The organism is Hydrogenovibrio sp., assembly GCF_049975065.1.
Classification (GTDB): Bacteria; Pseudomonadota; Gammaproteobacteria; order Thiomicrospirales; family Thiomicrospiraceae; genus Hydrogenovibrio.
Map to the genome: position 1 here is coordinate 3,963 of NZ_JBNGDN010000013.1, position 17,372 is coordinate 21,334.

20 protein-coding genes are annotated in these 17,372 nt (G+C 53.8%); 8 read left to right on the forward strand and 12 right to left on the reverse strand.

The window, feature by feature from the left end; genetic code table 11:
- On the forward strand, positions 1 to 306 hold a 306-nt coding region (locus tag ACP5D0_RS03235; protein WP_472364138.1), incomplete at its 5' end, for an EAL domain-containing protein.
- Between the two features lie 352 nt (positions 307 to 658).
- The gene (locus ACP5D0_RS03240) at positions 659 to 1,147 is read left to right on the forward strand and encodes a hypothetical protein (RefSeq protein ID WP_472364139.1); all 489 of its coding nucleotides are present in this window, start codon (positions 659 to 661) and stop codon (positions 1,145 to 1,147) included.
- A 242-nt stretch (positions 1,148 to 1,389) separates the two neighbouring features.
- On the opposite strand, the gene ACP5D0_RS03245 is transcribed toward ACP5D0_RS03240, so the two are convergent.
- Both ACP5D0_RS03245 and ACP5D0_RS03250 read right to left on the reverse strand, forming a co-directional pair.
- A complete protein-coding gene (locus ACP5D0_RS03245; RefSeq protein WP_472364140.1) occupies positions 1,390 to 2,442 on the reverse strand; it encodes an ABC transporter substrate-binding protein in 1,053 nt (350 codons plus the stop codon).
- A gap of 29 nt (positions 2,443 to 2,471) precedes the next feature.
- A complete protein-coding gene (locus ACP5D0_RS03250) occupies positions 2,472 to 4,676 on the reverse strand; it encodes a TonB-dependent receptor plug domain-containing protein (protein WP_472364141.1) in 2,205 nt (734 codons plus the stop codon).
- A 318-nt stretch (positions 4,677 to 4,994) separates the two neighbouring features.
- Between ACP5D0_RS03250 and ACP5D0_RS03255 the strand changes: the two genes are divergently transcribed.
- The 3 genes from ACP5D0_RS03255 to ACP5D0_RS03265 are packed head-to-tail and all read left to right on the forward strand — an operon-like array spanning position 4,995 to position 7,785.
- Positions 4,995 to 5,777 (forward strand): ABC transporter permease, encoded by a 783-nt coding sequence (locus ACP5D0_RS03255; RefSeq protein WP_472364142.1) that lies wholly within the window; start codon positions 4,995 to 4,997, stop codon positions 5,775 to 5,777.
- Complete coding sequence (locus tag ACP5D0_RS03260; RefSeq protein WP_472364143.1) at positions 5,765 to 6,523, forward strand: ABC transporter ATP-binding protein; 759 nt, start codon at positions 5,765 to 5,767, stop codon at positions 6,521 to 6,523. The genes ACP5D0_RS03255 and ACP5D0_RS03260 overlap by 13 nt, the downstream gene beginning before the upstream one ends.
- Positions 6,520 to 7,785, forward strand: coding sequence for an NnrS family protein (locus ACP5D0_RS03265; protein ID WP_472364144.1), 1,266 nt, complete (start codon positions 6,520 to 6,522; stop codon positions 7,783 to 7,785). Before ACP5D0_RS03260 ends, ACP5D0_RS03265 begins: the two co-directional genes overlap by 4 nt.
- A 51-nt stretch (positions 7,786 to 7,836) precedes the next feature.
- Here ACP5D0_RS03265 and ACP5D0_RS03270 read toward each other — a convergent pair whose 3' ends face one another.
- The 3 genes from ACP5D0_RS03270 to ACP5D0_RS03280 form a co-directional block, all read right to left on the reverse strand.
- Positions 7,837 to 8,055 (reverse strand): J domain-containing protein, encoded by a 219-nt coding sequence (locus ACP5D0_RS03270; RefSeq protein WP_472364145.1) that lies wholly within the window; start codon positions 8,053 to 8,055, stop codon positions 7,837 to 7,839.
- Positions 8,056 to 8,161: 106 nt separating this feature from the next.
- Positions 8,162 to 8,458, reverse strand: coding sequence for an addiction module antidote protein (locus tag ACP5D0_RS03275; protein WP_472364146.1), 297 nt, complete (start codon positions 8,456 to 8,458; stop codon positions 8,162 to 8,164).
- Positions 8,445 to 8,753, reverse strand: a complete 309-nt coding sequence (locus tag ACP5D0_RS03280) for a type II toxin-antitoxin system RelE/ParE family toxin (protein WP_472364147.1) — start codon at positions 8,751 to 8,753, stop codon at positions 8,445 to 8,447. Before ACP5D0_RS03280 ends, ACP5D0_RS03275 begins: the two co-directional genes overlap by 14 nt.
- A 149-nt stretch (positions 8,754 to 8,902) precedes the next feature.
- Here ACP5D0_RS03280 and ACP5D0_RS03285 point away from each other — a divergent pair, with 149 nt between their 5' ends.
- On the forward strand, positions 8,903 to 9,109 hold the full coding sequence (locus ACP5D0_RS03285; RefSeq protein ID WP_472364148.1) for an NnrS family protein: 207 nt from the start codon (positions 8,903 to 8,905) through the stop codon (positions 9,107 to 9,109).
- Between the two features lie 51 nt (positions 9,110 to 9,160).
- Here the strand turns inward: ACP5D0_RS03285 and ACP5D0_RS03290 are convergent, their stop codons facing one another.
- On the reverse strand, positions 9,161 to 10,024 hold the full coding sequence (locus ACP5D0_RS03290; protein ID WP_472364149.1) for a DnaJ domain-containing protein: 864 nt from the start codon (positions 10,022 to 10,024) through the stop codon (positions 9,161 to 9,163).
- Positions 10,025 to 10,170: 146 nt separating this feature from the next.
- Here ACP5D0_RS03290 and ACP5D0_RS03295 point away from each other — a divergent pair, with 146 nt between their 5' ends.
- Positions 10,171 to 10,440, forward strand: coding sequence for a CopG family ribbon-helix-helix protein (locus ACP5D0_RS03295; RefSeq protein ID WP_472364150.1), 270 nt, complete (start codon positions 10,171 to 10,173; stop codon positions 10,438 to 10,440).
- Positions 10,437 to 10,715, forward strand: a complete 279-nt coding sequence (locus tag ACP5D0_RS03300) for a type II toxin-antitoxin system RelE/ParE family toxin (protein ID WP_472364151.1) — start codon at positions 10,437 to 10,439, stop codon at positions 10,713 to 10,715. The genes ACP5D0_RS03295 and ACP5D0_RS03300 overlap by 4 nt, the downstream gene beginning before the upstream one ends.
- 28 nt (positions 10,716 to 10,743) lie before the next feature.
- On the opposite strand, the gene ACP5D0_RS03305 is transcribed toward ACP5D0_RS03300, so the two are convergent.
- The 6 genes from ACP5D0_RS03305 to ACP5D0_RS03330 form a co-directional block, all read right to left on the reverse strand.
- A complete protein-coding gene (locus tag ACP5D0_RS03305; protein WP_472364152.1) occupies positions 10,744 to 11,514 on the reverse strand; it encodes a heme ABC transporter ATP-binding protein in 771 nt (256 codons plus the stop codon).
- A gap of 36 nt (positions 11,515 to 11,550) precedes the next feature.
- Entirely contained in the window at positions 11,551 to 12,582 is a 1,032-nt protein-coding gene (locus ACP5D0_RS03310) for a FecCD family ABC transporter permease (protein WP_472364153.1), read from the reverse strand.
- Between the two features lie 77 nt (positions 12,583 to 12,659).
- On the reverse strand, positions 12,660 to 13,658 hold the full coding sequence (locus ACP5D0_RS03315) for a heme/hemin ABC transporter substrate-binding protein (RefSeq protein WP_472364154.1): 999 nt from the start codon (positions 13,656 to 13,658) through the stop codon (positions 12,660 to 12,662).
- Positions 13,655 to 14,731: a ChuX/HutX family heme-like substrate-binding protein gene (locus tag ACP5D0_RS03320; protein WP_472364155.1), complete on the reverse strand. Its 1,077-nt coding sequence runs from the start codon at positions 14,729 to 14,731 to the stop codon at positions 13,655 to 13,657. The genes ACP5D0_RS03315 and ACP5D0_RS03320 overlap by 4 nt, the downstream gene beginning before the upstream one ends.
- Entirely contained in the window at positions 14,731 to 15,867 is a 1,137-nt protein-coding gene (locus ACP5D0_RS03325; protein WP_472364156.1) for a hypothetical protein, read from the reverse strand. Before ACP5D0_RS03325 ends, ACP5D0_RS03320 begins: the two co-directional genes overlap by 1 nt.
- A 54-nt stretch (positions 15,868 to 15,921) precedes the next feature.
- Positions 15,922 to 17,372, reverse strand: a 1,451-nt coding sequence (locus ACP5D0_RS03330) for a TonB-dependent receptor plug domain-containing protein (protein WP_472364157.1), incomplete at its 5' end; no start/stop codon positions are given.

The window sequence follows — 17,372 nt, forward strand, 5'->3', positions numbered from 1 at the left end:
TTTGGTGCCGGTTACGCCAATTTCGAGAACCTGCTGAAACTGCACGCCGACTTCATCAAAATCGACGGCTCCCTCATCAAACAACTGGCGGAAAACCAGGACGCCTACGACATTGTCGAGTCCATTGTCTCTTTCGCCAAGAAAAAAGACATTCAAACCATTGCCGAGTTCGTCAGCAGTGCCGACATTTTAGAAAAAGTCAGACAACTGCACATCGACTACGCCCAAGGCTACTTTATCGGCCAGCCCGACAAAACACCGCTGCTCGCCGATACCGTCATCCGCTCCAACACACCTAACACCTAACCCGATTCCCACCAACGGCCAGCTTCCCCTTCACACGCATCACACCATTTACCAGACCTGGCAAAACCCTTCTCGGTGCCGTCAGGGAATTCACTTTCGACAGACCCTATCTTTTTTTCATATTTGTATTGATAATAATTATCGTTTGCTATATCATTAACACAAATGAAGCAACCCCCATACGGGCGTTTCACCGGTATCGCTTTTTTCTCTCTCCTAAGCACACAATACCGGCTTCATTTTGCTCCTCCTAGATTCGGGCCGCGTTCCTCACGCGGCTATTTTTTAATGACTTCTGGAGGCCATGCTGTTTTATATCATCTTTCCGCCCATCCCTTAGAGGAATCCTCCCATGAACGCTTTACATATGTTTCCAAGTCATCCGAATCACACCCAAAGCCTTCAACGCGAAAACCAACGTTTAAAACAGGAGCTTCATGCGGCAAAACAGGCGTTCGCTCAACTCAATGCTCAGTACAGAGCACTGGAAGACGATTTTTTACATCTACTGGAAAAGCGCCAGCCGATCGACCTAAACGGCCGAAAACTCGCCTTTATCGGCGCGCCACCCAATTTAATCAAGGCCTATAAAGCCATCGTGCAGCATTACCACGGCGAGCTCATCGTTCCGAACAGCGATCAAATTGAAGCGGTGTGCGAGGCAATACAGCAGGCGGATGAAGTCTTCTGTCCCAACGACTGCCCGAATCAGGCCCTGTGTCATGCCGCCCGCTCAAGCTGCACGCGATTCAATAAACCTTTAAATGTATTGGAAAGCAACGCCCCCCACTGGCTGCAGGAAAAACTGTCGTGTTTTAAAATGGAACAGACGCCCTCCTGAGCGGGAAGGCGAGGTGATCGGACGCGAGCTCTTAGACTTTCGCTCAAGGCGGCCTTTTTGTCATTCGTATTCAATCTTAAGTTCGCCATCATGCTGAGCGCTGTCGAAGCCTCTCACGCTGGCCAACCTAAATCGTTCAAACCGTGCCAACCCGCTTGAAACCCTTCGGCTTCGCTCAGGGTGACAAGGCTTATCGGCTTCGCACTGGGCGACATGGATGACCGTCAGGCAGACGATTCGTGCTATGGCTGGTAATAGAAACCGGCATCCGGCAAGCGTCCACCGACCAGGTCGGGGGTGTTTTGCATCAGTTGCTCGAAGAAAAACGTCAGCTCGGGTTTCGCGGCCAGCGCCGAAATCACATCGAAATGGGTCACGTCGATGGAATCCGCCACCGCTTCCGGTGTCAGCAAAGCAATGTGTTTCGCCACCATTTCGCCCGCCGCTTTCGGGTTGTCCAGGCACCATTGCATGGATTCGGCATAGGCGTCATTAAACCGTTTCAGCAGCGCAGGGTTGTCGAGCACACTGGCCATGGCCGTCATGCCGGCTTCGGGGATTTTTGCTTCTCGCTGAAACACCCGCCCCCATTCTTGTTGCAAATCAACGCTGCGATAGAGATCCGGCGCAATCACGCTGATGGGAAAGGATTGTGTTTTTCGCAACGCCATGGAAATGGCCGGTTCCGGTAAGAGGGCGTGATCCACCCGACGCATAATCAACAACTGCATGGCATCCAGTGGGTGCGGGGTATAGCGCAGTTTAAAGTCTTTTTTAGGGTCCAAGCCTTCCGCTTTCACCAGTTGCTCAAACACAATATCCGGCATATCACCGCGAAACGGCATGGCAATTTCCTTGCCTTTGAAATCAGCGAGGGTTTTTAAATCGTTGTCGCGTGACACCATCCAGAGAATGCCCCAGACGGAGACATTCATCAGTTTGAGTTCCGCCCCGCGGTTATAGAGATTGGCGGCGACATTAGTGGGCATGGCAATAAAGTCGGCTTGGAAATTTCCTTTTCCCAGCGCCATCAACTTCAACTGATCCGCGCCGTTCCAAGGCTTGAATTCAACCTGCTCGGCAAACTCATCCAGCGCACCGGTTTCCACCATGTGAATCAATGGATTGGACACGCCGGCAAAGGGGCCGGACAACACCAGCTTCGGCAACTTCTCCGCCGCCAACACGGTCGCACCCGTCAAAAACCAACCCATAAACACCGCCAGCAACGGCTTGAAAAAAACCCAGGCCTGGTGGTTTTCGCGACCGAATCGCAATACTCTCTGTTTTTTCATAGAAACCTCTTTTGAACGAATCCGCCCGATTAAAATTCAACTCGGACACCGGCAAAGTAATAGGCACCGACATTGGAGCCGATTTCGGTATCGACCTTCTGGTCAAACACATTATTGATGCCACCGTAAAGGTCGATCTGCTTGTGCTCGCCAAAGCGATAACCGGTGGTCAGATTGGTCAGGGTGTAAGGGTCGGTGTATTTCCCTTGCGTGTCTTCCACGTAATATTGCTCGCCCGTGTAAACCACATAAGTGCCCAAGCGGAAGCGACTGGTGATGTCCCAGTCCAGCGCCGCCTCCACCACGCGATCCGGGTTAAATTCCAGCTGTTTTCCGGTGTCTTTGTCTTCAGTGCGCAACTCGGTCCAGAAGAGCTTGCCTTGAAGGTTGCGCAGGAATTGATAGCCCAGCGTCAATTCCATCCCTTTGGTTTCGGCATCCTTCACATTCTGGAAGGTGTAGTAATCGGTGGCGTTGCCAGCCACGCTGACTTGCTGAATCTTGTCGTGAATCTGATTATAAAAACCGGCGAGACTGTAAGAAAACCGGCCTGTTTCACCGCTCAACCCCAGCTCGTAACTCATGGTTTTCTCCGGTTTGAGGTCATACGCCTGCTTGCCTTGTTGCGGGTCAATGGTTTGCGCCCCCAATAACTGACCGCCCGGCGTTTGTTTCTGGATAAACAGTTCGCGCAAATCCGGCACACGGAAACCTTGCGCCGCGTTAAAACGCACATTCAGCAATGGGTGAATGTTTTTCAACACCCCTGCGCGGAAGGTGGTTTCCGAGTCGGACTGACTGTCGTGCCGAATGCCATACTGATCCGTGTAGGCACCCTGGTCGTACTGATCATACCGTCCGCCCAAGGTCAGCGACCAGGTATCGCCCAAGGTAAAATCGTCCTGCAAATATATGGCTTGCGACGACACCTTGCGGGTGTCCATGTCGCTGGACTGACTGAAGACCGTGGCTTCGCGCTTTTCTTCGCGGTATTCCACCCCGCCTGTCAAAAGGTGATTGTCCACCGGTGCCCAGTTGGCGCTGAGTTCATAGGAAGTGACATCCACATTGGCGTTCATGCCGTTCGACTCGGAAGCGGATTCGCTGGGATAACCAAAATCTTGATGATGCTTTACAGTCGTGGTGTTGCGCTTGGTGTAGTAAGACCGATACACGCGAAAGTCCAGATCGAGATCATCGTTGACAAAATACTGGGCGTCCATGGCCACGTCATAGCGTTCGTTCTCATCCTTGGAGTTAATGGGGACATCATAGGCCGGTACCGGACTCATTTGTCCCTGTGGGTTTTGCATTTTGTAACCCGTGGGGTGGAAGGTGCCGCGATAGCTGCCGTGACGTTCTTCATCCATCCAATAACCTTCCACGCCCAGTGTCAACTGATCGGTGACATCATATTCGCCGCGCCCGCCGATGGTTTTCACAGTGGCGTTTTCACGGTAACTGACGCCGACATCGTAGCTGTCTTGAATGTTTTTCAAACCGGCGGGCATCGGTGGCGACTTGACCTGCGACGGCTTGATTTGATTCGGCGTCACAGTGGTATTGGTGCGCTCCTGCTCATAATACGCGCCGGACTCGGTCACCGACACAAACGCCTTGCCGCGAAAACCGCCGGTGCCGCCGCGCACATTGGCGCTGATCTGCTTGTTCGACCCTTCACCTTCGCCATTGGCACCGCCGGTGACACTGACGTCCGCCACAAATTTGTCCTGCGGTTGCTTGGTGATGATGTTAATCACCCCGCCGACCGCATCCGCGCCGTAAAGCGCCGACATGGGTCCTTTAACGATTTCAATGCGCTCAATCATGGAGGCCGGAAAACGATCCATGTCATACGGGTTGCTCACTTCGCCCGCCAGACGGCGACCGTCCAGCAGCCACAAGGTGCCGGTGGTACCGAGACCGCGAATGTTTACCGAGCTTTTCGAGGCGGAACTGCCCGATGGAAAGGTGCCGTACTGCAACACCAGGCCTGGGGTATTCTGGAAAATATCTTTCAGGGTGATCGCCCCCATTTTCTGAATGTCTTCTTCCCCGATGACCTGCACCGAAGCGGTGACCTTATCCACCGATTTTTCCGTTTTGGTGGCGGAAATCACCACCGCTTTCAACTTGGTTTCATCCGCTGGATTCACCGTTTCCGCCCAGCCAATGTTGGCGTAAACGGCGGACATGGCGGCCGTCAGTAGCCAGCTTCCCTGTTTCAGTCTCATGTTGTATTCCCGATTTGTGTGGTTATCCGCTATCGCGCACTGCGTCTAAGGAAGCGGATTCGCTCCCTGCGCTCAATCAAACAACGGCATTCTATAATATTAAATTAACATTAACAATAACTATTATCATTAAGATTGTTGCGTTCAATGCCATTCATTTTTTTAATAGCGTGAGAAAAGACAATCCTGTATGCTATCGCCTTACTGAACAACCCCTTGATCAACTCAAATAAACTCGGATAAACTCGATCGCCGACGCAACCGCCCAAACTCGATGACCGCCTGATGACGACCTTATGATTGCTTTATGATTGCCCTATGACTGCATTATTCCGTTTAATTAAAGAATTCCCGCGCTACCTTTGGAGTGGCTGGGGTGCCCTCGCCAGCCTGCTGCTGTTTATGGCGCTGTGGGATCTCGGGCATCAGCTTAACGGCAGCCTGATTCTGCCGTCGCCCAAAGCGACCCTGCTCACTCTGTGGCAAATGCTGCACACCACCGAACTGTGGCAGTCGCTTTGGATCACCGTGCAACGTGCACTTTGGGGCTTCGGCATTGCTTTGGTTCTGGGTACCTTTCTGGGCTGGCTGGCTGGCACCTTTGTCACCGCCGCCATGATGAGCCGCCCGTTAATTACCGTGATTATGGGGGTGCCGCCGATTGCCTGGATTGTGCTGGCGATGCTTTGGTTCGGCATGACCGACGAAAGCGTGATTTTCACCGTGGTCATCGCCGCCTTTCCAATTATTTTCATTGGCGCTCTGCAAGGCACCCGCACATTGGAAGGCGACTTATTGGAAATGAGCGACAGTTTTCAGCCGCCGTTTTGGATGAAACTCACCGATGTGGTGTTTCCGCATTTGTTTTCCTATATTTTTCCGGCGTGGATTTCTGCCCTCGGCATGAGTTGGAAAATTGTGGTCATGGCGGAACTCCTCACCACGCCAGACGGCATTGGAGCCGATCTCGCGGTGGCGCGTAGCCACTTTAATTCCGCTGATGCCATGGCGCTGATTACCGTGATGGTGTTGGTGTTGCTCTTGGTGGAATACCTGCTGCTGGAACCGATTAAGCGCGAGGTGGAATCATGGCGCAATTGAGCGTTTCCCATCTCAGCCACCGCTTTGGTCCAACCGAAGTCCTAAGTGACATCAACTTGACACTGCAAGCGGGTGAAGTGGTGTCGATTGTCGGCCCCAGCGGCGGCGGCAAAACCACTTTGCTGCACTTGTGCAGCGGCTTGCTGGAAGTGGGCGATGGCAACATTCGCAACCACTTCGACAGCCAGGCCGCCGCCTTTCAGGACGCGCGACTGCTGCCGTGGAAAACCGCGCGTGACAACATCGCCTTCGGGCTGAAAGCGCGCGGCGTTGGCAAAGTCGAGCGCCATGCCGCGGCGGAACAAATCGCCCAAGAGTTTGGACTCAAACCCGCCGATCTCGACAAGTTTCCCAAAGACCTCAGCGGCGGCATGCGCCAACGGGTTTCCTTTGCCCGTGCACTGGTGTTGCAGCCACAACTGCTGTTTCTGGACGAACCTTTTTCCGCGCTGGACATTGGCCTGAAACAGGAACTGCAAGCCATCCTCTTGCGCCACGTCACCGAACAGCAACTGGCGGTATTGTTTGTCACCCATGACCTCACCGAAGCACTGAAACTCAGCCACCGCATACTGGTGCTGGGGTCGCACCCGGGGCGCATTGTCAAACAAATCAACCTCCCCCAACCCTTGATGGAACGCACCGAGGACGATGTCTATCGCGAATTACACACCTTGCTGCAAGACCCCGGCATTATCGAAACCTTTGAGCTGAATTTCGCCCAACGTCGCGGAGACAACGCATGACCGCCATGACCGCATTATTCCAAACCCTCAACCAGCGTCTCACCCGCCTCAGCGGCACCGAGGCCGAACCCACACCGTTTTTTGCCTACGGCTTCCGCCCTTTTTTCTGGCTGATGCCTTGGGTGCTGACACTGAATGTCGCCCTCTGGGTGCTGTTTTGGGTGGGCGGACTGCCAGTGTCTTTTCCATCCTCGCCGCTCAATTGGCACCTTTACGAAATGCTGTTCGGCCTCACCAGCGCCATGATGGCCGCGTTTATTATGACCGCCGTGCCGGAGTTTTACGAGGGCACACCGCCCGTGGCGGGGCGCACCCTGCTGGGGCTGGTGGCATTGTGGTTTCTGGGACGCGTCAGTTTTTGGGGAATGGATTGGCTGGGATGGCCGCTGGTGGCGCTGATACAACTGAGCTTTTTACCGCTGCTGCTGTTTTATGTGGCGCGTCCCATTCTCGCTGACCCGCTGAGGCGGCAATGGGCGCTGCTGCTGGCCTATGGACTGGTGTGGGTGTTTCAGGCGCTGTTTTTTATCGCCGAAGCGGGTTGGATTGAGTTTAGCGGTTTTCAAATACTGCAAGCGTCGGTGTCGGCCTTTATGATTCTGATACTGGTGGCGGTACGCCGCATCGCCACCCAGTCGATTAATGAATGGTTTGAGCAGGAAACCATTGACGACCGTTTTCTTGCGCGCCCGCCGGCCTACAACCTTGCCATTTTCAGCGTGGCGCTGGCCGGCCTGGTGGCACTTTTCGTTCCCGGCAATTCCGCCCAGGCCTGGTTATATCTGGCGGTGATGGCGGCGCTGTTCAATACGCTGAATGATTTCGTTCGCACCGACACCTTCATTCTCAAGGTGCCCATTGTGTGGCCGATCATGCTCCTGCTGACCCTGTTCGGCATCGGCTACGGCCTGATGGGCTGGCAAGCGTTGCAAAGTGACGGCCCGCTGACCGCCAACGCCTTGGCACCCGCGCGCCACTTTCTCACCATGGGTGCTTTGGGGCTGGCCTATTTTATTGTATTGATGATTGTCACCCACCTTCACACTGGGCGGACACTGGCGCAACTGGGTTGGCTCAAACTGGGCGTGGTGATGATTGTAACGGCCACTCTGGTTCGCAGCCTGCTGATTCCGGCGCTGCCGGACTGGCATACGGAGCTCTATTTGCTGGCAGGGGGGCTCTGGACGGCGGCGTTTATCGGCTACTGGTGGCGCTACCACCCCTGGCTGACCCAACCCAGAGCGGATGGGTTACCGGGATAAAGCCTTCAAATGCAAAAATCGACCAGGCCTGGTCAAACCACATGAACGCTTTCAAACACCACGGCGGCGTTTAATGGTTTCGTAGGCGGCATTGATTTCCTGCATTTTCTGCGTCGCCTGCTGAATGTCGGCATCCGCCATCCCTTGACCGTGCATATAATCAGGATGATATTGTTTCACCAATTTTCGATAGGCCTGCTTGATCACCGTGAAGTCATCACTTTCTGCACAGCCCAGCACGTCGTAAGGATCCGGTTGATTGGAATCCATCTCGGCTGGTGAAAAGCTAACCCTGCCAGAAAAAAAATTCTATGTCGATGTGCGAGAGCCGCCCTGGTGAATACAAAGTGGCCAGAGAGAATAAAGAGTTGTAACCTTAAGCCGTTACGGATTGTTGCAAGCGAAATTCTAAGCCTAGAGCATTGATGACTTTAAACACGGTTTCAAATCGCGGGTGCTTGCCTTGACCAAAAGATTTATAGAGGCTTTCTCGCCCCAATCCGGTTTGCTTGCTGATTTCAGTCATACCTTTGGAACGTGCCGCAATCCCCAGTGCTTGAATAAAAAATTCAGGGTCATTGTCTTCAAGGCACGCCTCAAGAAAGCCTCTGACATCTTCTGCGGTTTCTAAATAATCAGCTGCATCGTAGGGCACTGATTCAAGCGTTTTCATTTAACCAACTCCTTACGGTCTTAATATCTTTGATTTGCTGCGTTTTGTCACCGACCAACATCAACAACACAATTTCATTATGTTGCTCTGTGTAATAAACACGCCAACCTTTGCCAACATCAATGCGCAATTCATAGAGCTGTTCATCTAGCTTTCTAAAATCACCGGCATGGCCGTTGCTTAGTCGAATCAATCGCTTTGTAATTCGATTTTTGGCTTGGTGGTCTTTGATTTTTTTAAAGCGTTCATCAAACGGTGACTCGCCATCACGAACGTATTTATTGATTTGTTTCATCAAACCATTGTATCCAGCTTACTACATTATGAGAATAATTATTTTGCAATCGAGCGTACTTTACTATCTGCCACTGGCAAATCAAACGCTTGCAATGCCGCCTTTGCTCTCCTTTTTCGTCCTGAGTTGGAGTCGTCACTCAAAACCTAGTGGCACAACTGGGCTGGTTCAAACTGGGCGTGGTGATGATTGTGACAGCCACTGTGATTCGTGGTCTGCTGATTCCGGCGCTGCCGGACTGGCACTCGGAGTTCTATTTGCTGGCAGGGGGGCTCTGGACGGCGGCGTTTATCGGCTACTGGTGGCGCTACCACCCCTGGCTGACCCAACCCAGAGCGGATGGGTTACCGGGATAAAGCCTTCAAATGCAAAAATCGACCAGGCCTGGTCAAACCACATGAACGCTTTCAAACACCACGGCGGCGTTTAATGGTTTCGTAGGCGGCATTGATTTCCTGCATTTTCTGCGTCGCCTGCTGAATGTCGGCATCCGCCATCCCTTGACCGTGCATATAATCAGGATGATATTGTTTCACCAATTTTCGATAGGCCTGCTTGATCACCGTGAAGTCATCGCTCTCGCGGCAACCCAACACCTCGTAAGGATCCGGTTGATTGGGATCCATTCCGCTGCCGAAGCCCCTAAAGCCACCACCATGAACTTGCTCAATAAACGCCGCCACCTGTTCGGGTGAAAACTGCAAGGCTTGGCCGATTTGCTGCAACACCTGCTGAGTGTCATCACTCAAGCCATCCAGCGTCGCAAAGGAAATAATCTGCAGCAAAGCCCCCTGTCGTACCCCTTCGCCGGAGCGTGACAAGGCATAGCAATAATAGGTCACCGGATTCTCATCGCGCTTGGCGGTGTTGGCCAGTTTGAACAACTTTTGCTTCACCGCGTCCACAACCGGCTGGCTCAGACCCGCCGCCTGCATCGCCTTGGCAATCGACACGATGGTGTCGCTCATATACTCCACTTCCAGCTCGCTGATTTTGCCGTCGCTGGCGGCCACCTTCGCCATCAGCGCAATCACTTCTTCCGGCACGCTCAAACGCGCCTTGGCGTATTTATTGGTGGCAAAATTACGATAGGCCTCATCAAAGCTCTGGCTGTTCTTCACCGACTGATAGGCATCCACCCCCAGATCCACCGTCTTGCGCGTGCCCTTAAACAGCCAGCCAAACAACTTGATGAAGATAAACAGAACAATCAGCAGTATATTTTTAATCAATTTCAAAATCGGATTCTCATCGTGAAAGCTTGGTGACATTGAATGCTATCATAATCGTCACCGCAAAAAAAACAGAACGCCCTAACCGTCGCTTGGCTTAAGCCAACCGGCGGCTCGGGTGAGCGTTGCTTTATTCACAGTTATTAATTATGATTAAATTTTATTCAGATTAATGAGTGATAACCATGACACAAACTGATACTCGAGTCCTGACGACTCACATCCCACGCGACATGGCGACCCAGATTGACCAATTGGCCGAAAAACTGGAACGGTCAAAAAGTTGGATCGTAAAACAGGCACTGACATCATGGATTGAACAAGAATCTTTGCGTGAACGCCTGACTCGCGAAGCGCTTGACGATGTCGATAGCGGCAACCTCATCAGCCAAGAATCCATTGAAGCTTGGGCAAGTAGCCTCAACACCGAAACACCCAAACCCGCTCCCCAATGATAACGCTAAACTGGACGAATAAAGCCGCCTCTGATCTCGAGCGATTGTACGAGTTTCTCAAACCGCAAAACCCCAGTGCCGCGGCCAAAGTGGTACAAAACCTATCCGCCGCCCCGAAAACCCTGATGACACACCCAAGGCTGGGCGAAAAACTGGATACGTTTGAACCAAGGGAGGTTCGTCGTTTGTTCGTCGGTGCCTATGAAATGCGTTATGAGATCCAACACGACACCCTTTATATTTTACGCATTTGGCACACGAAAGAGTCTCGTTAACTGCCAGCTCAATTACAAACCAAGCGATTCAAGCGGGAATGACCATTGGCCAGCCGTTTGGGTGAGGAATGATTTGCACGGGGTAACCGTAGACGTCCGTGATGCGCTCGGCCTGCAACACCTCCGAAACCGTGCCTTGGCTGACGATTTCGCCTTGATTCATCAGCACCAGCCGATCCGAATATTGCGAAGCCAGATTCAAATCGTGCAACACCATCATCGCGGCAATACGGTGTTTTTTCACCACGCTTTCGACCACCTCAAACACCTGATGCTGATGCGCCAGATCAAGACTGGAAGTGCATTCATCCAGAAACAGATAGCGGTTTTGTTGATCGACTTTATCGACGATCTGCGCCATCACCCGCGCCAATTGCACGCGCTGTTGCTCGCCGCCGGACAAGGTTAGATAATTCCGATCTTTCAGGTGCGCCACATCAAACATCGCCAGCGCCCGATCCACATAAGCCGAGCGGTCAGCGTGCGACACCGACGTCAGCAGGCTCATTTCAATGACTTCGGAGACGAGAAACGGAAAATCCAACTGCACCGACTGCGGCATCACCGCGCGTAAGTTAGCCAGTTCCGTCACGCGATACTCATCCAACCGCCGTCCTTCCAGGCGCACCTGATTGAGCGCATCCGGCAGGTCGCCGCTGAGGCTTTTCATCAAAGTCGATTTACCCGCGCCATTTGGGCCTAAAATCGACACCATCGAACCCGGTTCAATCGTCAGGTCAATGTGTTTGAGAATCGGCTTCCCCTGCAAGGCAATATTCAAATTTTCAGTCACCAGCATAACAATCTTCTCCGTTCGGTGCCATTACCTTTCCCGTCAAAACCCAACCCGCGAACGGCGCTGAATCAGCAGCCACAGGAAGAAAGGGCCACCGATGGCGGACATGACGATGCCGATCGGCAGTTCCGCCGGTGATAAAAGTGTCCGTGCCAGCATATCGGACGCCACCACCAGAATGGCACCCACCAGTGCACTGCCGGGCAACACCCAGCGATGATCCGGCCCGAGAATCAAACGCACGATATGCGGAGCCACCAGCCCGACAAAGCCAATAATGCCACTGACCGACACCGCCGCGCCCACCGCCAGCGCCGTCAGCGCGATCACCGCCCACTTGAGCTGTTTGACATTAAAACCCATGTGTGTGGTGACCGCTTCGCCCATTAAAAACGCATTCAGCGGGCGGGCAAAATACGGCAAGGCAATCACCGCCACCAATATTGGCAAGGTCGCTATCGCCAGATCCTGCCAGGAAGCACTGGCAATGGACCCCATGGTCCAGAAAGTGAGGGTGCGCAATTCTTCATCGGTGGCAAAATAGGTGAGAATGCCGGTGGCGGAACCGGCGATGGCATTGATGGCAATCCCCGTTAACAGCATCAGGCCGACATCGGTGCGGCCGTTTTTGGTCGCCACGCGATAAATCAGCCAAGTGACCAACAGACCGCCGAGAAACGCCGCCACCGGCAAGGCAAAAAAGCCCCAGAAAACGACCCACTGGCTGAGAAAAGAACTGCCCAGCACAATAATGGTCACCGCCGCCAGCGCCGCGCCACTGGACACACCGACCAGGCCAGGATCAGCCAGCGGATTGCGGAACAGCCCCTGCATGGCGGCACCAGCCACCGCCAACCCGGCACCGACCAACAAGCCCAGCAACAAGCGTGGCAAGCGGATTTCATTCACCACCAACGCCGTTTGAAAGTCGTCCTGCCAACCCAGCAGCGATGACACCACTTGCGAGGTGTCCAGCGAAATCGCGCCGATCGTCAATGAATAGAGACTGACCAGCAGCGTCAACAGCAGCAATCCGGCCAACGCCCATAAAGGGGATTGCACTCGTCTCACAACGGCGTCCTGTGTTTTGATTGGAATATCGATTTGAGTTGAATCATTTCGCCTACCTTCTCGCTTGCCTTGATTGCTCAGTCTTTGCCATACACTTGTTGTACCAGTGAGGCAATGGCCTCGCCCAATCGCGGGCCAAAGGTGAGAAAACTGTCGTCCATGACCAACAGACGCCCTTGCTGACCGGCTTCGGTCATCTGAATGGCGGGCGTGTCCAGCATGGCGTCACGTCCGCCGGAGGCGCTCAGGCCATGCGACATCGTAATCAGTACGCTGGGATTATACTGAATCGCCGCTTCCGCCGTCAGTGGTTTGTACCCCTTGAACGCATCGGCCGCCGGATTCACAACCCGCGCCAGTTGCAGCATTTCATCGGCGCGCGTACCTTGACCCGCCACCATCATATTGCCGCCACGCATATTGAGCACAAAAATGGCGCTTTTGGGTTTCCCCATCTGCTCTGCGGCCTGCTGCGCTTCGCGTGTGGCTTGCGCCACCGATTGGCGCATTTTTCGGATCAATTCCGTCCCTTTTTGCGGCACTTGGAGAATCGCGGTCACCCGTTTGATTTTGGCGGCGACACCCTCCGGCGTATAGACATTGTCGATGACTTCCACCGCCACGCCCGCGTCTTTCAACCGCGTGAGCACTCTTTGTGGCTTGGCGTCCTGCGTGGCCAACACCAGCGTGGGTTTGAGCGACAGAATGCCTTCCGCTGATAATTGACGCATATAACCGACGCTCGGCCGTTCGGTCGCTGCCTTTGGATAAGAGGAGGTGGTATCGCGCCCCACCAGCTCATCGCCCTTACCCAGCGCAAAAACGATTTCCGACAGGGAACCATCAATGGCGACAATGCGTGGCGTTTCTTCAGCCTGTGCCTGAGCCGCACCACTGAATAGCCAAACCGTGATCATCAGCGCCAGCAGGGCATAGGCCGTCAACACACCACTGAGAATCGACCAAGCGTCTGCTTCGCTTTCTACCAGGCCTGGTGAAACCGTTGATGTCGCTCGCCGATTCGCCGAAAGGCGCTGGTCGGCGTGTTCACACTTGAGTGTCCGTTGGTTTGTCATGTGACCTCCTGCGCCGTGGTGGTGGCGGTGGCGGCAAAGACCGACAGACTCAATAAAAACGCATCCCACTGCGCCAAGCGCTCCGGCCCACGGTCATCCGGATGCAGATACACCATCATCACCGCATTATCATCCGCATCGAACAATTCCAGCGACGTCACCATTCGCCCATCGGACGGCTTGCGAACCCACCAGGCCTGGGTGATTAACGCCAAATTGGCATGCAAATTAAATTTGGCATCCAGCACATTAAACCAAGGGCCCATTTCCATTAATGTATGCACCGTGCCATTATGAATCTGTGTTGCCGCGCCGTTGGGCACAAACATCAATAATGACCAGGCCTGGTCGGAAGCCTGTTCGAGCAAGCTTTTCAACGCATCCGGCTGCAAGCGCACCGCCTCGTCCCCCAGATAGCGATACACCTGCGGCCGCGTCAGGCCATACGCCTTCAGCAAGGCGTTAACATGATGGGCATTGTCCAGCGCCCGCCAATCCTTGCGAATGGCGTCGGCGTCCACTTGCAACATCGCCGTTTCGTCGGGTGAGCCTGTCGGACTCGGTGACACCGACATACCCTCAAAGCCGCCGTCCGTGCCGTATTGCGCTACCAGCTTGTCATAAGCCTCCCTATCCGAGGCCTCGGTCATATAAATTTTGTGGGCAGCCTGCCCGTCAGCCGCAAAAAACTGCAGACTGCGGCGACCGTTTTCATTCACCGCAAAACCGTATTGCCAAGCGGTGACTTTCAAGCGTAAATCCATCTCCGGCTCGATAAACATCACATGATTGTGCTTCACCACCGCATTGCGATAGACGCCGTGGTGTTCCATCACCACGGCCTCATTGCGCGTCAACGCCATCACCTCACCCGCTTGATGCAAGGCCTGTAACATCGCCACAAAGCCTTCCCGCTTGAGCCTTCTGTTCGCCGCGTCACCGTCACCGCAGGACAGCGCCACATACTCCGCTTCGCTCACCCCGAGTTGTTTGGCGGCTTCCCGCGCTCTGGGCGGTTTTTCAGACGCCAGCAGCTCGGCTTTAAGCCGTTGCAATTCCATGGTTTTCGACATTATTCAAACACCTCTTGATAACGGACATACAAGGAGCCGCTGGTCTGATTCCCCTCCGCACCGTAGTTGCTGAGTACTTGGGCTTTATAATAACGCTCGCCGTCCTGAAACAGATAGACCGCAAAGGTCGGCCACATATCGTGATTATTGCCGCCCACACCGTATTCAAACGCGCCGTAGCTGCCGGGCGCACTCATCGGCCCGGAAGCGGAATCGCCGAAATATTTAAACACCTGATTAGTGTCGGTCGGATCCGTCACCGCATCCACATTCGCCACCATCAAAGCACTGCCAACCCCCGCATCGCCGTTGCCCGAGGCTCCGCCATTGACCAGAATTTTTTCGCCGTAACCGCTTTTTTCGATTTTCAGATCCCAACCGGGCATCTCGGCCTCACTGTGGCGGTTGGTTTCCATGTCCCAGAAGACCGCGCCGCCAGAAAAATCCAAGGCACCGGTGGAAACCGCGGGTTGAAATGTCTGGGTATTGTTGTCCCACAATTCGCTGTTAAAGGTAATGCCGTTGCCGTCATACGACACCGCTTTTAAACGCGTGTACCCATAGTTTCCGTTACCATCATCGGTCGCGGAGCGCAGAATCCAGCCATTGCTGTCATTATCGTGCACCGTGATGGTATGCGTGTTCATATCATAGGTATACCAATCCTGAAACTGCGACGCCACCGCATCGGTGGTGAAATCGTTGCAACTTTCACGGGTCACCGCCTGAAAGTCCGCGAGTGTGTTCTGCGCATTCAAGGCCGAAAAGGCGTCCACATTCGGCTCGCCATCGGTATAAAGTTCATCGTATTGCTTCGCAATACAGGCGGTGACCCCGCGACTGCCGGTGGAGCCGCGATTCACCATAAAACCGACGTACTTCTGATACGCCATCTGCCAGGCCTCCGTTTCCCCGACCGAATGCCCTGAGCTCAAATCCAGATACACGGGTGCGTCGGCCTGAGTCGCGTTCATTTCCGTGTAAGAAGCCGTATCCGACGGCGGGGTCGGTTCGGGCTGGTCGCCACCGGAAGAACCGGATGATCCGCCGCAACCGGTCAAGCTGGCCAGCAGCAACGCCGCTAAGGTGGCACCGCTGAAACGGAAAGAAGGTGTTTTGATTAAATATTGGTACATATCAAGCTCCATGATTTCTGTTGCGTGTAAAAGTTGAATAAATCGCCAATGGTGTCAGTCGTCTTCGTAACGGTATCGCAGGCCGAGATACACATAGCGCCCCGCTTCCGGTCGGAAATCGGTTCCATCAAATTTGCGCTGCACATCGCTGAGGTTGTTGACACCGCCGTAGACTCGCCATTGGCGCGTCACGTCCACATTCAGCACCGTATCCCAAGTGGTGTAGGCGGGCGAAGTGGTTTCATTGGCTTCGTCCAGATATTCTTCGGACTGATAGTTCATTTTCACCGTCAGCACAATGTCTGGGGTAAACAGCGTATCCAACCCCAGCTTGACTTCGTTTTCCGGCCGATCCACCAAATTTTTGCCGGTGTCCTCGTCTCTCGCCTGCAGATAGTTGTAGCTGGCATCGAAGCGGAAATAGGTGCCCAGCGTCTTGCGAAACGCCAGCTCAACGCCCTGCGTCATCGCTTTGTTCACATTCTGATACTCATACACCATGGCGTTATTCGGGCCGGTTTTTTCAGGGTTCAACGCCTCCACAATCAAATCCTGCACATCATTACGGAACAGGCTCACGCTCAGACTGCCGTCACGCGGAAACACCCACTCCAGCCCCAACTGGTAACTGATCGAACTTTCCGGTTGCAGATCGGGATTGCCCTGCACCACATACCCCAGCTGACTGTGGTCGAACAGGTAATAGCGTTCTTTTAGATTGGGAGTACGGTAGCCGTTGCCCACACCCGCGCGCAGATTGACTCGCCCCGGCAACCAGTCTTCACGGCTGACCATTGCATTCAGCATGGGCGCGAAATGGGTGCCAAACTGATCATCATGATGCAGCCGCACGCCTGGCAGAATTTCCAGATGTGAGGTGGCAAACCAACTGTCCTGTGCAAACAGCTGCACCGACTGCTGGGTTTCATCGGACACTTCTTTTTCACCAGTGCTCAGGTTTTTCACATCCATATAATCGTATTGAAACTCCGTGCCCACCGTCAGCAGATGCGACTCCGCCAGCGGGATATCCAACTGTGCCGCCACTTCATTGTGATCGGTGAAGGTTTTTCGGTGCGACGCTTTGATCGATTCATTGTCGTAACCTTCCCACATACCGCGCAACTTCCAGTGCCAATCATTGGACAGCGTCTGCTCCGCCACCGCCGCCAGATGGGTCACTTCAGTCTTATCCCGATACGTCTGAGTTCGGTTGCCGAACCCCGGCACAAAGGTGTTTTCCAGGGTGGCGGCGTCTTCGTCAAAATAGCGCGGCATCAGGGTGACTTTCAGATCATTGTCAAAGGCATACTGAAACTGGCCCGAATAGGTATTCTTGTGTCCGTGCCAGCCCTGGGTGGATTCGCCAGGCGTGCCCGGGGCTTTAAAGCCATCTGAGTCGGTTAAATCCGCCATCGCCTGGGCGTACCAATTCGCCTGCTTAGTAGCCACTTCAAACACACCGGTCTTTTTCGCCAGCGGATTATCCTGTTCGCTCTGATCGC

What these genes read in the sequence shown, in the direction of transcription:
- ACP5D0_RS03240 (WP_472364139.1), top strand. Translation starts at nt 659, where the DNA reads ATGAACGCTTTACATATGTTTCCAAGTCATCCGAATCACACCCAAAGC.
- ACP5D0_RS03245 (WP_472364140.1), bottom strand. Translation starts at nt 2,442, where the DNA reads ATGAAAAAACAGAGAGTATTGCGATTCGGTCGCGAAAACCACCAGGCC.
- ACP5D0_RS03250 (WP_472364141.1), bottom strand. Translation starts at nt 4,676, where the DNA reads ATGAGACTGAAACAGGGAAGCTGGCTACTGACGGCCGCCATGTCCGCC.
- ACP5D0_RS03255 (WP_472364142.1), top strand. Translation starts at nt 4,995, where the DNA reads ATGACTGCATTATTCCGTTTAATTAAAGAATTCCCGCGCTACCTTTGG.
- ACP5D0_RS03260 (WP_472364143.1), top strand. Translation starts at nt 5,765, where the DNA reads ATGGCGCAATTGAGCGTTTCCCATCTCAGCCACCGCTTTGGTCCAACC.
- ACP5D0_RS03265 (WP_472364144.1), top strand. Translation starts at nt 6,520, where the DNA reads ATGACCGCCATGACCGCATTATTCCAAACCCTCAACCAGCGTCTCACC.
- ACP5D0_RS03270 (WP_472364145.1), bottom strand. Translation starts at nt 8,055, where the DNA reads ATGGATTCCAATCAACCGGATCCTTACGACGTGCTGGGCTGTGCAGAA.
- ACP5D0_RS03275 (WP_472364146.1), bottom strand. Translation starts at nt 8,458, where the DNA reads ATGAAAACGCTTGAATCAGTGCCCTACGATGCAGCTGATTATTTAGAA.
- ACP5D0_RS03280 (WP_472364147.1), bottom strand. Translation starts at nt 8,753, where the DNA reads ATGAAACAAATCAATAAATACGTTCGTGATGGCGAGTCACCGTTTGAT.
- ACP5D0_RS03290 (WP_472364149.1), bottom strand. Translation starts at nt 10,024, where the DNA reads ATGTCACCAAGCTTTCACGATGAGAATCCGATTTTGAAATTGATTAAA.
- ACP5D0_RS03295 (WP_472364150.1), top strand. Translation starts at nt 10,171, where the DNA reads ATGACACAAACTGATACTCGAGTCCTGACGACTCACATCCCACGCGAC.
- ACP5D0_RS03300 (WP_472364151.1), top strand. Translation starts at nt 10,437, where the DNA reads ATGATAACGCTAAACTGGACGAATAAAGCCGCCTCTGATCTCGAGCGA.
- ACP5D0_RS03305 (WP_472364152.1), bottom strand. Translation starts at nt 11,514, where the DNA reads ATGCTGGTGACTGAAAATTTGAATATTGCCTTGCAGGGGAAGCCGATT.
- ACP5D0_RS03315 (WP_472364154.1), bottom strand. Translation starts at nt 13,658, where the DNA reads ATGACAAACCAACGGACACTCAAGTGTGAACACGCCGACCAGCGCCTT.
- ACP5D0_RS03320 (WP_472364155.1), bottom strand. Translation starts at nt 14,731, where the DNA reads ATGTCGAAAACCATGGAATTGCAACGGCTTAAAGCCGAGCTGCTGGCG.
- ACP5D0_RS03325 (WP_472364156.1), bottom strand. Translation starts at nt 15,867, where the DNA reads ATGTACCAATATTTAATCAAAACACCTTCTTTCCGTTTCAGCGGTGCC.